Origin of the sequence: Microbacterium oryzae (assembly GCF_009735645.1) — a bacterium.
GTDB classification, from domain to species: domain Bacteria; phylum Actinomycetota; class Actinomycetes; order Actinomycetales; family Microbacteriaceae; genus Microbacterium; species Microbacterium oryzae.
On record NZ_CP032550.1, the window covers coordinates 1,152,363 to 1,166,270 of the forward strand.

Here is a 13,908-nt window from a genome sequence, read left to right on the forward strand (position 1 = left end):
ACATACTTTCTAGAATGGTGGGATGGGGATGGCACTTCCGGTCGAGGTGCTGCGTCTGCAGACCGAGATCAGCAGGATGCAGCGGGCGAGCGCGCGCGTCAAGGCGCTGCCCGTGCACGACGCGCTCGCGCCGCTCTTCCCCGAGGGCGGGCTGCGGCCGGGCGCCGTCTACACGCTCGACTCGTCGGCGAGCCTGCTCCTCGCGCTGCTCGCCGAGCCGTCTCGCGCGGGGTCGTGGTGCGCGGTCGTGGGAATGCCCGAGCTCTCGGCCGAGGCGGCGGAGGCCGCCGGTGTGGACCTCTCCCGCTTCGCCCTCGTGCCCGACCCCGGCGACCGCTGGCTCGCGGCGGTCTCGGCGATCGCGGAGGTCTTCCCCGTCGTCGCCGTGCGCCCCGTCGGCTCGCCGCGCGACGCGGAGGTCGCCCGCCTCACCGCCCGGCTCCGCGACCGCGGTGGCGTGCTGCTCGTGGCGGGCGGATGGCCGCAGGCGGAGGCGACCCTGCACCTGGAGGACCCGGTCTGGACGGGACTGGGCGAGGGGCACGGCCTCCTCAGCGCGCGCATGGTGACGGTGGCGTCGTCGGGACGGCGCTCCCCCGTCCCGAAGCGGGTGCGCGTGCAGCTGCCCGGTCCGCTCGGCGCGCCCGTGGCCATCCCTCGCCCGACCCTCGTCCCCGCACCGGCCCCGGCCGCTCGCCCCGAGCCCGTCGACCCGGAGACCGTCGAGCGCGCCGCACGCGCGCGGGAGGTGCTCGCCCGAGCCGAGCAGAAGACCCGACGCGGATTGGCGGCGGTCGGATGACGAGGGCCATCGTCGTCTGGCTGCCGGACTGGCCCGTGACGGCGCACCTGCGCACCGTGTCCCGCGACGCGGCACGCCGCGCTGCCCGCAACCCCGCGAGTCGCGCGCCGAGCGAGCTCGGTCCGCTCACGGCCGACGCCGCTCCGCCGATCGCGATCCTGCACGCCAACCGGGTGGTCGCCTGCTCGGCCGCCGCACGCGCGGAGGGCGTGCGACGCGGGCAGCGCCGTCGCGACGCTCAGTCGGCCTGCCCCGCGCTGCGCATCGCCCCCGCCGACCCGGGGCGCGACGAGCGCGCATTCCTCCCCGTGCTGACGCGACTCGACGAGCTCACCCCGGGCGTGCAGCCGCTGCGTCCGGGCCTCGCAGCCGTCCGAGCCCGCGGCCCTGCACGCTTCTATGGCAGCGAGGAGTCCGCAGCCGAAGCGCTGCTCGCGGCGCTCGCGGAGATGGGGCTCCCCGGCGGGCGCGCGGGCATCGCCGACGGGATCTTCACGGCCGAGCGCGCTGCGCGCCTCACCCGCGCCGACGCGGCCGTCCGCAGCGTGCCGCCCGGCGCATCCGCCGACTTCCTCGCCCCGCTCTCCATCGCGACGATCGAAGACGATGCTCTCGTGGGCCTACTCGTGAAGCTGGGCGTGCAGACCCTCGGCGATTTCGCCGCCCTCGACGGCGAGCAGGTGCGCTCGCGGCTCGGGGAGCACGGCGTGCGCCTGCACGATCTCGCCCGCGGCGCGGACTCCCGCCCCGTCGAGCCGCGGGTGCCGCCGCCCGAGCTGGCACGGGACCTCTCCCTCGAGCCGCCCCTCGAGCTCGCCGACCAGATCGCGTTCGCCGTGCGCCAGACCTGCGACGACGTGTGCACGGCGCTCGGCGAGGCCGGGCTCGTCTGCACGGAGGCGCGGATCATCCTCACCGACGACCGCGGCAGCCGCAGCGAGCGGGTGTGGCTGCATCCGACGCGCTTCGACCCCGCCTCGCTGGTCGACCGCGTGCGGTGGCAGCTGCAGTCCGCGGCGGAGGAGGACGGCGCCCTCATCGGGGGCATCACGCACGTGCGCATCGAGCCCGAGGCCGTCGACGACAGCGTGCACCACCAGCCGACCCTCATCGGGCAGGGCCCCGACGAGCGGCTGCATCACGCCATGTCGCGCGTGCAGGCGCTGCTCGGGCACCGCGGCGTGGTGACCCTCGCGATCGGCGGCGGGCGGTGGCTGGAGGAGCGCGAGGTGCGCGTGCCGTGGGGAGACGGCGAGCGCCCCGCGCAGCGACGCGACGCGCCCTGGCCCGGCGCCCTCCCGCAGCCGCTTCCGACCGAGGTGTTCCGCAGTCCGCGGCGCACGCGGGTCGCCGGAGCGGGTGGCGCCGAGGTCGTCGTCGACGATCGCGGTCTGCTCACGGTCGCGCCGGCGGCGATGGATGGCCGTCCTCTCGCCGCGTGGGCGGGCCCCTGGCCGGTGATCGAGCGCGGCTGGGACGGCGAGCGGATGCGGCGAGCGCACCGCTTCCAGGTCGTCGACGCGGATCAGACCGCCTGGCTCCTCGTGCTGGAGGACGGCTCCTGGTGGATCGAGGGGAGGTACGCCTGATGGGATTCCACAATCCGCCGGTGCCGTGGTCGGAGCTCGAGCGGGCGATGAGCGGTCGGCGCCCCGATCACGTCCCGGCGGGGGCGGATGGCGGCGACAGTCCCGCATGGAGCCGCAAGCGAGGCGCGTACCAGCCGCCGTTCATCGAGCGGCCGGCCGATGCCATCCCCTATGCCGAGCTGCACGCGCACTCGTCGTTCTCCTTCCTGGATGGCGCGTCCTCGCCCGAGACGCTGGTCGAGGAGGCCGAGCGGCTGGGTCTGCACGCCCTCGCGCTCACCGACCACGACGGCTTCTACGGGCTCGCCCGATTCGCCGAGGCGGCGGAGGCGACCAGCGTGCAGACCGTCTTCGGCGCGGAGCTGTCGCTCGGGCTGGCCGAGCCGCAGAAGGGGCACGCCGATCCGGAGGGCGAGCATCTGCTCGTGCTCGCCCGCGGGATGGCGGGGTACCACCGGCTCTCGGCCGCCATCACGCACGCCCAGCTGCGCGGGGGCGAGAAGGGGCGCCCCGTCTACGACCCCGAGGAGCTGAGCGCGCAGGCCGACGGGAGCTGGGCCATCCTCACCGGATGCCGAAAGAGCGGCGTGCGCCGGGCGCTCGACCCGGCCCTGCGCACCGCCGGCGGCATCGATGCCGCACGGCGTGAGGTCGACCGGCTCGTGGCCCTGTTCGGGCGGGAGAACGTGCACGTCGAGCTCGGCGACCACGGCGATCCGCTCGACTGCCTGCGGAACGACGCCCTCGCCGCGCTCGCCGACGGGATGCGGCTGCCGACCGTGGCGACGAACAACGTGCACTACGCGACCCCGCACGACGCCGAGCTGGCCGCCGCCGTCGCCGCGGTGCGCGCGAACCGCAGCATGGACGAGCTCGACGGATGGCTGCCCGCCCACACCTCCGCGCACCTGCGATCGGGTGCCGAGATGACACGCCTCTTCGCCCGCTACCCCGGCGCCGTCGCCCGCACGGTGCCGCTGGCCGACGAGCTCGCCTTCCCGCTGCGGAAGGCCAAGCCCGCACTGCCGAAGCAGCGGGTGCCCGAGGGACACACCCCCATGTCGTATCTGCGTCAGCTCGTGTGGGAGGGCGTCGCGCGCAAGTACCCGCACGCCGACGCCGACGTGCGCGCGCGGATCGAGAAGGAGCTGCGCGTCATCGAGCAGAAGGACTTCCCGGGGTACTTCCTCATCGTCCACTCCATCGTGCAGGAGGCGCGTCGCCGGGGCATCCTCTGCCAGGGCCGGGGCTCCGCGGCCAACAGCGCCGTCTGCTATCTGCTCGACATCACCGCGGTCGACGCCATCTACTACGAGCTGCCGTTCGAGCGGTTCCTCTCGGCGCTGCGCGAGGAGGAGCCCGACATCGACGTCGACTTCGACTCCGACCGCCGCGAGGAGATCATCCAGTGGGTCTACGAGCAGTACGGCCGGGAACGCGCCGCGCAGGTGGCGAACGTCATCCAGTACCGGCCGAAGAACGCCATCCGCGACATGGCCAAGGCGCTCGGGTTCTCGCCCGGGCAGCAGGACGCCTGGTCGAAGCAGGTCGAGGGCTGGGGCGCGTCGCTCGAGACGGGGCCCGACCACGACATCCCCGATCAGGTGCTCGTCTACGCCACCGAGCTGCTCAAGGCGCCCCGGCACCTCGGCATCCACTCCGGCGGCATGGTGCTGACCGAGCGGCCCGTCGGCGAAGTGGTGCCCATCGAGCACGCCCGCATGGAGAAGCGCACGGTCATCCAGTGGGACAAGGACGACGCGGCCTGGATGGGCCTGGTCAAGTTCGATCTGCTGGGTCTCGGGATGCTCGCCGCGCTCCAGCACTGCTTCGACCTCATCCGCGAGTCGACCGGCGAGGTCTGGACGCTCGAGACCCTCCCCCGCGAGGAGGCCGCCGTCTACGACATGCTCGCCCGCGCGGACTCGATCGGGGTCTTCCAGGTGGAGTCGCGCGCGCAGATGGGGCTGCTCCCGCGCCTGCAGCCACGGCGCTTCTACGACCTCGTCGTGCAGATCGCGCTCATCCGTCCCGGTCCCATCCAGGGCGGCGCCGTCCATCCGTTCGTCAAGCGCAAGGCGGCGCTCGCCGCGTACCGCGCCGCGCATCCCGACCTCTCCCTCGAGCAGTGCCTCCAGGACGTCATCGAGTACCCGCACCCCAAGCTCGAGCCGGTGCTCAAGCGCACCCTAGGGGTTCCGATCTTCCAGGAGCAGCTCATGCAGATGGCCGTCGCGGTCGGCGACTGCACGGCGGCCGAGGCCGACCTGCTGCGGCGCGCGATGGGGTCCAAGCGCGGCCAGGAGAAGATCGAGACCCTCAAGGAGAAGCTCTACGAGGGGATGGCGAACAACGGCATCACAGGAGAGCTCGCCGACGATCTCTACGGACGCATCCAGGCCTTCGCGAACTTCGGCTTCGCCGAGTCGCACTCGCTGTCGTTCGCGCTGCTCGTCTACGCCTCGTCGTGGATCAAGCTGCACTATCCGGCCGCGTTCCTCGCGGGGCTGCTGCGCTCGCAGCCGATGGGGTTCTACTCCCCCGCCTCCCTCACCGCCGACGCGCGACGGCACGGCGTGAGAGTCCGTCGCCCCGACATCAACCTCTCCAGCGCGACCGAGGTGCTCGAGCCCCTCGACCTGTCGGACACGGTGACCCCCGGACACCCTCTGCACAGCCGCGAGACCATCGGCGTGCCGCATCGGGCGCCGACGGGACGCGACGCGTGCCGTGCGCACCTCCAGCCGCCGGTTCCCGACTTCGACATCCGCGCGCCGGATGAATCGGCCGCGCACCGGCGCGACGGCGCGCACGCCGTGCGACTGGGGCTCGCGGGCGTCACCGGCATCGGGCTCGCGACCGCGAAGCGCATCGTCGCCGAACGGGAGGCGCACGGCCCGTACACCGACCTGCACGGACTCGTCCGCCGCACCGGCGTCTCCGAGACGCAGGTCGAATCCCTCGCGACCGCCGGCGCGTTCGAGGGCCTCGGAATGACCCGGCGAGAGGCGATCTGGATGGCCGGGGCCGCGGCCCTCGACCGCGCCGAGTTCCTGCCGGGGACCGTCGCGGCCGTGCAGCCGCCGCTCTTCCCGGACCCCACCAGCTTCGAGCGGCTTGCCGACGATCTGTGGGCGACGGGCATCTCGGTCAACGACCATCCGCTGCGGCACTACCGGGTGGAGCTCAACACTCGCGGCGTGCTCCCGTCCTCTGCGCTGCGCAGCCACGAGTCCGGGCGCCGGATCGAGGTCGCCGGGCTCGTGACGCATCGCCAGCGACCGGCCACGGCATCGGGGGTCACGTTCCTGAACCTGGAGGACGAGCACGGGCTCATGAACGTCATCTGCTCGACAGGGGTCTGGAATCGCTACCGGCGCGTGCTGCGCGACAGTCCCGCGCTCATCGCCCGGGGCATCCTGGAGTCGACGCCCGAGGGAGTCGTGAACCTCATCGCGGACGCGTTCGAGGACCTCCGCGTGGGGGTGAAGCACGCGTCCCGCGACTTCCGCTGAGCCCGGACCTGCTGTGGATAAGTCTGACGCCGCCCGCGCGACCGCACTACCGTGATGCCCATGACGCCCCGCCGGCTGCTCATCCTCGTCACCACGGTCACCGCCGTGATGACCCTGACCGGGTGCGTCCCCGAGCCCGCCCCCACCCCGACGCCGACCGGCTTCGCGAGCGAGGAGGAGGCGTTCGCCGCGGCCGAGGAGACGTATCGGGCGTATATCGACGCAACGAATGCGCGGAACGCGGGGAAGAAGTCCGACCCAACGAGCTACCTGATGGGCGAAGCTCTCGATTCCGACCGAGAGGTTAGACAGCTTCTCAAAGAAACAGGCAGATCGTTCGAGGGCAAATTTGTTATAACCGGCTTCAAACCCGTCGAAGCCCAGCAAATCGACGCTGCAACCTCACTCAGCGCCGTCGTTTGCATGGATTCAAGCGACGTACTGGTCGTAGACGAAGACGGGAACGACGTCACGCCCGAAGGCGACATAGCGGTTTATGCCCTGAGCGTCGAGTTCACAGCGGTAGACGACGAGCTACGCATCTCCCAAAGTGAAAGCTCCTCCGAGACATGTTGAAACTCGGCCTCGTGATTGCGCTCGCAGGACCAATGCTCATCGGTACCCCCGTCATCCCCACGGATGCGACCGCCGTTGCTTGTTCAGGGGAGAAGCAGAAGCTCGGTATCTGCACTGAGAACCATCAGGACCACGTCGACATCGAGGGAGAGCGGCGGGTTCCGCAGGTGCCGCGGCTTCCTCAGCAGTTCATCGAGCCGCCGCCGAGCTGGCATCAGAACGGTGCGCCGCCGCTCGCCCCTCGTCCACCGGGCGAGAACCCGTACGAGGGGCTCGAGTGCACGATCGAGGCGTGGCAGGAGCGGGGCGACCGCTGCATCATCCCGAAGACGCCGCGCACGGAGGAAACGGAGCCGGAGCAGGAGGAGGAAGCCGCTCCCGAGGTCCCGGTCATCCCGACCATCACCGAGCGCGACGTGCTCACCTTCGCCCCGGCGCCACCTGCCGTCACGACAGAGCCGAACGGAGTCGCCCTCGTCGGAATGCCGATGAACGTCGTCGCTCCCGCCCAGCAGCACGTGTCGGGCGGCTCGCTGTTCGAGCTTCCGGTGACGATCACATTCACTCCGGCTCGGTTCTCGTACGACTTCGGCGACGGCACGGTCGAGACGACGGACTCCGGTGGCTCGACGTGGCAGCAGCTCGGCCTGCCACAGTTCTCGGCCACGCCGACGAGCCACGCGTTCGGCGCTCGCGGTCAGTACACGCTGACCGTGTCGGTCGGCTACACCGCGATCGTCGACTTCGGCGAGTGGGGCGTGTACCCCGTCGAGGGCCTCGTCACCTCGACGGCCCCCGGGTCCTCGGTGCGGGTCGTCGAAGCGCACACCGCGCTGGTCGAGAAGTCATGCACGGAGAACCCCGCCGGCCCCGGCTGCTGACCTCTCGCCGCGGTCCCGTGGTCCCGCAGCCCAGCACCCCGCCGCCCGCGGGAGACGCCGCGCTGGCAGGATGGGCTCGTGCCCCGCCTCATGCTGCTCGACACCGCCTCGCTCTACTTCCGCGCGTTCTACGGCGTGCCGGACACGGTCCGCGCGGGCGACGGAACGCCCGTGAATGCCGCGCGCGGGCTGCTCGACATGATCGCGAAGCTCGTCACGGCGTATGAGCCCACGCACGTCGTCGCCTGCTGGGACGACGACTGGCGCCCGCAGTGGCGGGTCGACCTCATCCCCTCGTACAAGGCGCATCGCGTCGTCGAGGTCGTCGAGGCCGGTGCCGACGTCGAGGAGATCCCGGATCCGCTCGAGGCGCAGGTGCCGATCATCCGCGAGGAGCTGACGGCGCTCGGCATCCCCATCGTCGGCGCCGCCGAGCACGAGGCCGACGACGTCATCGGGTCGCTCGCCACCCAGGCGCAGATGCCGGTCGACATCGTCACCGGCGACCGCGACCTCTTCCAGCTCGTCGACGACGCACGCGATGTGCGCGTCATCTCGACCGTCAAGGGCATGAGCAACCTCGAGGTCATGACGGAGGACGTCATCCTCGAGCGCTACGGCATCCGCGCGGCCCAGTACGCGGACTTCGCCACCCTGCGCGGCGACGCATCGGATGGCCTCCCGGGCGTCGCGGGGATCGGCGAGAAGACCGCGGCGACGCTGCTCTCCGCGCACGGCGACCTCGACGCCATCCGCACCGCGGCGCAGGCCGGCACAGGGATGACCAAGGGCCAGGCGGCGAAGGTCCTCGCCGCCGCGGACTACCTCGACGTGGCTCCGCGCGTCGTGGCCGTGGTGAAGGATCTCGATCTCGGTGACGTGACGGTGCCGCTCCGCGCGCTCGACGACGCGCAGCGCGCGGCGGCCGTCGCGCTCGCGGAGCGCTGGAACCTCGGCACGTCCATGGCACGCGCGATCGCGGCGCTCGACCGCTGAGGCGGCTCAGCCCGCGGTGACGGACCGCGTCGCGGCGATCCACTCCTCGAGCTTCGCGGATGCCCGTCCGTCGTCGACGGCGGCCGCCGCGTCGCCGAGGGCCTCGACGAGTCGCTGGATCATGTTCCGCTGCGCCTGCGTCGGGTCCTGCGACAGGCGGTACGCCACGATGCCCGCGGCGGCGTTCAGCAGCACGATGTCGCGCACCGGGCCCTGCTCCCCGGCGAGGGTGCGACGGAGCACGTCGGCGTTGTGCTCGGGGGTCCCGCCGAGCAGCTCGTCCATCTGGGCGGTGGGGAGCCCGACGTCGCGAGGGTGGATGTCGAACTCGTGCATGTCGCCGTTCGAGATCTCCCAGATGCGGCTGTAGCCGGTGGTGGTGAGCTCGTCGAGTCCGTCCTCGCCCCGGAACACGAGCGCCGTCGCACCGCGGGTGCGGAACACGCCGGTGATGAGCGGCACGCTCTCCAGCTGCGCGACGCCGACGGCGTTCGCCTCCGCACGCGCCGGGTTCACCAGCGGACCGAGGTAGTTGAAGACCGTGGGCACGCCGAGCTCCGCGCGAGCCGCACCCGCGTGCTTGAAGCCCGGGTGGAAGGCGGCCGCCCACGCGAAGGTGATTCCCGCGACGTCGAGCACGCGCGCCACCGCCTCGGCCGGAAGCCGCAGATCGATGCCGAGCGCGCTCAGCACGTCGGAGGAGCCCGACTTCGAGCTCGCGGCCTTGTTGCCGTGCTTGACCACGGGGATGCCCGTGGCCGCCACGATGATGGACGCCGTCGACGAGATGTTCACCGTTCCGAACCGGTCCCCACCGGTGCCGACGATGTCCAGCACCCGCGGGTCGACGGGCAGCGGCACGGCCGCCTCGAGGATCGCGTCGCGGAAGCCGATGATCTCCTCCACCGACTCGCCCTTGGCGCGCAGGGCGAGGAGGAATCCGCCCAGCTGCGCGTCGGACGCCTGCCCCTGCATCACCTGGCGCATGGCCCAGGTCGCCTCCGAGACGCTGAGATCCTGCTTCGCGAGCACGGTGGTGAGGATGGCAGGCCAGCTGAGCGCGTCGGTCATACGACGATCTTAGGGCGGACGCGGAGCACCCTCCCAGCACCTTATAAGGCTCGCCTAAGTTGGAAACACGTGCGACGCACATGCCCGGGTGCCAGAATCACCCGTCAGAATCGGCCATAATGGTTGGGTGACGACCTCAGCTACGTATGCCCCCGCGCCGAAAACCGTGAAGCGCCCAGATCCCGTCGCCGTCGGCACGATCGTCTGGCTCGGCAGCGAGGTCATGTTCTTCGCTGGCCTGTTCGCGATCTACTTCACGCTCCGCAGCACGTCTCCGGAGCTGTGGGAGAGCCGGACGGAGCTTCTCAACGTCCCGTTCGCTCTCGTGAACACGATCATCCTCGTGCTCTCGAGTGTGACCTGCCAGATGGGCGTGTTCGCCGCCGAGCGCATGCAGCCCTACACGGTCAAGGGGAACGGCTGGAAGAGCTGGGGCATGGTCCCCTGGTTCGGCCTGACCTTCGTCCTGGGCGCGATCTTCGTCTCGGGTCAGGTGTGGGAGTACGCGCAGCTCGTCACCGAGGGCATGCCCTACACCGCCGACTCGTACTCGTCGGCGTTCTACCTGACGACCGGCTTCCACGCCATGCACGTGACCGGTGGCCTCGTCGCCTTCCTGTTCACCATCGGCCGCGCCTTCGCGGTCAAGAAGTTCACGCACAAGGAAGCCACCACGGCGATCGTCGTGTCGTACTACTGGCACTTCGTCGACGTCGTGTGGATCGCCCTGTTCGCGGTCATCTACTTCCTGCAGTAAGAGCGGAGCAACACAAACCCATGGCACGAGAGAAGAAGCGCCGCTCCCACGGCCGACGCAGCCCCCTCGCCGCAGCCGCACTCATCGGCATCGGCCTCGTCCTCTCCGGCGGCATCTACGCCGGCGCGTCCGCTGCGGTGGCCGCGACGAGCGAGCCGACCGCGGCCGACACGGCGCTGACGGCGGAGGACGGCCAGAAGCTGTTCCAGGCCAACTGCGCGACCTGTCACGGTCTCGACCTCCAGGGCACCGACGACGGCCCCTCGCTGTACGGCGTGGGCGCTCTCGCCGTCGAGTTCCAGGTCTCCACCGGGCGCATGCCGCTGCAGATGCAGGGCCCCCAGGCCGAGCAGAAGCCGGTCCAGTTCACCGAGGAGCAGATCCTCGCGATGGCGGACTACGTGCAGTCGGTCGCTCCGGGTCCTGACCTGCCCTCCGACCACATCCTCGACGGCGAGGGCGACCTGGCGCGCGGCGCCGAGCTCTTCCGCATCAACTGCGCCATGTGCCACAACGTGGCCGCGGCCGGCGGTGCCCTGACCCAGGGCAAGTGGGCCCCGGACATCCAGGACACCAGCGCGCTGCACATCTACGCCGCCATGGTCACGGGCCCGCAGAACATGCCGGTGTTCAACAACATGAACCTGACGCCCGAGGACAAGCGCGACATCATCTCGGCGCTCCTCTACCAGCAGGAGGAGCAGGCTCCCGGCGGCTTCAACATCGGCTCGCTCGGCCCCGTGGCTGAAGGCTTCTTCGTGTGGATCTTCGGCATCGGCGGCCTCGTGGCCATCACGGTGTGGATCACGGCGAAGTCGAACTGAGCATGGCGAACGAAGAGGACATGAGCGACATGGCACACGAGCACGACACGCAGGCGGTCGAGAGGGTCTACCGGCCCTCTCCCGGCCTCGCCGTCGCGGTCGACGACCCGGTGCAGAACCCGGGCCTCCCCCCGCACCGGGAGCGCGTCACCGACAAGGACCCGCAGGCCAACCGCCGCGCCGTCCGCACGGTCTACACGCTGTTCTACGTCTCGGTCGCGGCGAGCATCTGGGCGGTCGCCGCCTACATGCTGTTCCCCATCGAGGGCGAGTACGCCACGATGGGCAACATCCGGAACAACAACCTGTTCATCGGACTCGGCATCGCCTTCGCGCTGCTCGCCATCGGCATCGGCGCGATCCACTGGTCGAAGTCGCTCATGAGCGACAAGGAGCACGTCGAGGCGCGCCACTCCACGCGTGGCAGCGAGCCAACCCGCGCCGCCGTGATCCAGGCGTTCGCCACCGCCAACGAGGAGTCGGGATTCGGACGTCGCAAGATGATCCGCAACTCGCTCTTCGCCGCTCTGGTCGCGAGCGTCATCCCTGGGATCACGCTGTTCCGCAACCTCGCGCCGAACGACGGCAACGACCCCGTCCAGCTCCTCAACGAGACCATGTGGGCCAAGGGCGAGCGCCTCGTGCTCGACCCCGAGGGCACGCCGGTCAAGGCCGCCGACGTCACCATCGGATCTGCCTTCCACATCATCCCGGAGTCGCTCGCGGGCCTCTCCCACGATGAGGGCTACCTCGAGGAGAAGGCGAAGGCCATCGTGCTCCTCGTGCGCCTGCTCCCCGAGCAGCTCAAGGAGACCGAGGAGCGCAAGACCTGGTCGTACGACGGCATCGTCGCGTACTCCAAGGTCTGCACGCACGTCGGCTGCCCCGTCGCGCTGTACGAGCAGCAGACGCACCACCTGCTCTGCCCCTGCCACCAGTCGCAGTTCGACGTCACCGAGCACGCCAAGGTCGTCTTCGGCCCCGCTGCCCGCCCGCTGCCGCAGCTGCCCATCACCGTCGACGCCGAGGGCTACCTCGTCGCCAAGGACGGCTTCTCCGAACCCGTCGGCCCGAGCTTCTGGGAGCGTCATTGAGCACCGCAACCGTCACTGACAAGCCGCAGCAGCAGAAGCCGCTCGGCGGACGCTTCGTCGGCGCCACGGCGAACTACCTCGACGAGCGCACCAGCATGTCGGGCTTCATCAAGGAGCTCGGTCGCAAGGTCTTCCCCGACCACTGGTCGTTCATGCTCGGCGAGATCGCCCTGTGGGCGTTCGTCGCCGTGCTCATCTCCGGCACCTATCTGACGTTCTTCTTCCAGGCGTCGATGGTCGAGACCCACTACGACGGCGCCTGGCTGCCGATGCGCGGCATCCCGATGTCCGCCGCCATGGAGTCGACGCTGCACATCAGCTTCGACATCCGCGGCGGCCTGCTCGTCCGGCAGATCCACCACTGGGCGGCTCTCGTGTTCATCGCCGGCATCGGCGTGCACATGCTGCGTGTGTTCTTCACGGGCGCATTCCGCAAGCCGCGTGAGCTCAACTGGCTGATCGGCTTCGTGCTGTTCATCCTGGCTCTCGCCGAGGGCTTCACCGGCTACTCGCTCCCCGACGACCTGCTGTCGGGCAACGGCCTCCGCATCATCGACGGCATGATCAAGGGCCTCCCCCTGATCGGCACGTGGACCTCGTACCTGCTCTTCGGCGGCGAGTTCCCGGGCACCGCCATCGTCGGACGTCTCTACACGCTGCACATCCTGATCCTGCCGCTGCTCGTCATCGGCCTGATCGCGGTGCACCTCCTGCTGATGATCGTCAACAAGCACACGCAGTTCGCGGGCCCCGGCCGCACGAACGGCAACGTCGTGGGCTACCCGATGATGCCGGTCTACATGTCCAAGATGGGCGGCTTCTTCTTCATCGTGTTCGGCGCGATCGTGCTCATCGCATCGCTCGTGCAGATCAACCCGATCTGGAGCTACGGTCCGTACGACCCGTCCCCCGTGTCTGCCGGCACCCAGCCCGACTGGTACATCGGCTTCGCGGATGGCGCGCTGCGTCTGGCGCCGTCGAACCTGGACTTCTCGATCGGCAACTTCACGCTCTCCATGGGCATCCTGCTGCCGGTGGGCATTCTCGGCCTGTTCATCGTCGCCGTCGCGGTCTACCCCTTCCTCGAGGCGTGGATCACGGGCGACAAGCGCGAGCACCACCTCGCTCAGCGTCCGCGCAACGCGGCCACCCGCACCGCGATCGGCGCGGCCGGTGTCGTGTTCTACGCGGTCCTGTGGGCGGCGGCCTCGTCCGACATCATCGCGACGCACTTCCGCCTCACGATGGAAGGCGTGATCCTGTTCCTGCAGATCTCGCTGTTCGTCCTGCCGGTGGTCGTGTACTTCATCACGAAGCGCGTGGCCATCGCCCTTCAGAAGAAGGACCGCGAGATCGTCCTCCACGGCTACGAGTCCGGCCGCATCGTCCGGATGCCCGGTGGCGAGTACCGCGAGGTGCACAAGCCGGTCAACGAGTACGAGCGCTGGAAGCTCGTCGCCGAGGAGACGTTCGAGCCCCTCGTCGTCCGCCCCGACGACCGCGGCCGCATCAGCACCGGTCAGAAGATGCGCGCGGGCCTCTCGCGCTGGTTCTTCGAGGACCGTCTGGCTCCCGTCACCGAGACGGAGTACCGTGCCGCGCTGGAGCACCAGCAGCACGCGCTGCACGAGTACGGCGAGGCGCACGCCGGCGAGAGCGAGCACGACCAGCTCGCGGCCGGCGACGGTCTGCGTCACTGAGTCACCTCCCCAGCGGATGGCCTCGGATCTTCGGATCCGAGGCCATCCGCTTTTCTGTGCCCGGCGACGCGCTCTCGGACCCAGGACGGGCAGGCAGACCCTC

Annotated in this window: 11 protein-coding genes; 10 read left to right on the forward strand and 1 reads right to left on the reverse strand. The window is 70.3% G+C overall.

What is annotated here, in order from left to right:
- Positions 1 to 22: 22 nt before the first annotated feature.
- The 6 genes from D7D94_RS05405 to D7D94_RS05430 all read left to right on the forward strand — a co-directional run bounded on the left by D7D94_RS05405 (position 23) and on the right by D7D94_RS05430 (position 8,359).
- Complete coding sequence (locus D7D94_RS05405; RefSeq protein ID WP_156241653.1) at positions 23 to 802, forward strand: hypothetical protein; 780 nt, start codon at positions 23 to 25, stop codon at positions 800 to 802.
- Positions 799 to 2,391, forward strand: a complete 1,593-nt coding sequence (locus D7D94_RS05410; RefSeq protein ID WP_156241654.1) for a DNA polymerase Y family protein — start codon at positions 799 to 801, stop codon at positions 2,389 to 2,391. Before D7D94_RS05405 ends, D7D94_RS05410 begins: the two co-directional genes overlap by 4 nt.
- The gene (locus D7D94_RS05415) at positions 2,391 to 5,906 is read left to right on the forward strand and encodes an error-prone DNA polymerase (RefSeq protein WP_156241655.1); all 3,516 of its coding nucleotides are present in this window, start codon (positions 2,391 to 2,393) and stop codon (positions 5,904 to 5,906) included. Before D7D94_RS05410 ends, D7D94_RS05415 begins: the two co-directional genes overlap by 1 nt.
- Before the next feature lie 60 nt (positions 5,907 to 5,966).
- Positions 5,967 to 6,482, forward strand: coding sequence for a hypothetical protein (locus D7D94_RS05420; protein ID WP_156241656.1), 516 nt, complete (start codon positions 5,967 to 5,969; stop codon positions 6,480 to 6,482).
- 32 nt (positions 6,483 to 6,514) lie between these two features.
- Positions 6,515 to 7,363 (forward strand): hypothetical protein, encoded by an 849-nt coding sequence (locus D7D94_RS05425; RefSeq protein WP_156241657.1) that lies wholly within the window; start codon positions 6,515 to 6,517, stop codon positions 7,361 to 7,363.
- Between the two features lie 90 nt (positions 7,364 to 7,453).
- On the forward strand, positions 7,454 to 8,359 hold the full coding sequence (locus D7D94_RS05430) for a 5'-3' exonuclease (RefSeq protein ID WP_156243335.1): 906 nt from the start codon (positions 7,454 to 7,456) through the stop codon (positions 8,357 to 8,359).
- 6 nt (positions 8,360 to 8,365) lie between these two features.
- Here the strand turns inward: D7D94_RS05430 and trpD are convergent, their stop codons facing one another.
- Entirely contained in the window at positions 8,366 to 9,430 is a 1,065-nt protein-coding gene (gene trpD, locus D7D94_RS05435) for an anthranilate phosphoribosyltransferase (RefSeq protein ID WP_156241658.1), read from the reverse strand.
- A 127-nt stretch (positions 9,431 to 9,557) separates the two neighbouring features.
- Between trpD and ctaE the strand changes: the two genes are divergently transcribed.
- The 4 genes from ctaE to qcrB are packed head-to-tail and all read left to right on the forward strand — an operon-like array spanning position 9,558 to position 13,805.
- Positions 9,558 to 10,187 (forward strand): aa3-type cytochrome oxidase subunit III, encoded by a 630-nt coding sequence (gene ctaE, locus D7D94_RS05440; protein ID WP_156241659.1) that lies wholly within the window; start codon positions 9,558 to 9,560, stop codon positions 10,185 to 10,187.
- Positions 10,188 to 10,207: 20 nt separating this feature from the next.
- Positions 10,208 to 11,011 (forward strand): cytochrome bc1 complex diheme cytochrome c subunit, encoded by an 804-nt coding sequence (gene qcrC / locus D7D94_RS05445; RefSeq protein WP_156241660.1) that lies wholly within the window; start codon positions 10,208 to 10,210, stop codon positions 11,009 to 11,011.
- Between the two features lie 29 nt (positions 11,012 to 11,040).
- Entirely contained in the window at positions 11,041 to 12,105 is a 1,065-nt protein-coding gene (qcrA, locus tag D7D94_RS05450; protein WP_156243336.1) for a cytochrome bc1 complex Rieske iron-sulfur subunit, read from the forward strand.
- The gene (gene qcrB / locus D7D94_RS05455; protein ID WP_156241661.1) at positions 12,102 to 13,805 is read left to right on the forward strand and encodes a cytochrome bc1 complex cytochrome b subunit; all 1,704 of its coding nucleotides are present in this window, start codon (positions 12,102 to 12,104) and stop codon (positions 13,803 to 13,805) included. Before qcrA ends, qcrB begins: the two co-directional genes overlap by 4 nt.
- Positions 13,806 to 13,908 lie beyond the last annotated feature (103 nt).

What these genes read in the sequence shown, in the direction of transcription:
- D7D94_RS05430 (WP_156243335.1), top strand. Translation starts at nt 7,454, where the DNA reads ATGCTGCTCGACACCGCCTCGCTCTACTTCCGCGCGTTCTACGGCGTG.
- D7D94_RS05405 (WP_156241653.1), top strand. Translation starts at nt 23, where the DNA reads ATGGGGATGGCACTTCCGGTCGAGGTGCTGCGTCTGCAGACCGAGATC.
- D7D94_RS05420 (WP_156241656.1), top strand. Translation starts at nt 5,967, where the DNA reads ATGACGCCCCGCCGGCTGCTCATCCTCGTCACCACGGTCACCGCCGTG.
- D7D94_RS05410 (WP_156241654.1), top strand. Translation starts at nt 799, where the DNA reads ATGACGAGGGCCATCGTCGTCTGGCTGCCGGACTGGCCCGTGACGGCG.
- D7D94_RS05425 (WP_156241657.1), top strand. Translation starts at nt 6,515, where the DNA reads ATGCTCATCGGTACCCCCGTCATCCCCACGGATGCGACCGCCGTTGCT.
- qcrC (WP_156241660.1), top strand. Translation starts at nt 10,208, where the DNA reads ATGGCACGAGAGAAGAAGCGCCGCTCCCACGGCCGACGCAGCCCCCTC.
- D7D94_RS05415 (WP_156241655.1), top strand. Translation starts at nt 2,391, where the DNA reads ATGGGATTCCACAATCCGCCGGTGCCGTGGTCGGAGCTCGAGCGGGCG.
- qcrA (WP_156243336.1), top strand. Translation starts at nt 11,041, where the DNA reads ATGGCACACGAGCACGACACGCAGGCGGTCGAGAGGGTCTACCGGCCC.
- trpD (WP_156241658.1), bottom strand. Translation starts at nt 9,430, where the DNA reads ATGACCGACGCGCTCAGCTGGCCTGCCATCCTCACCACCGTGCTCGCG.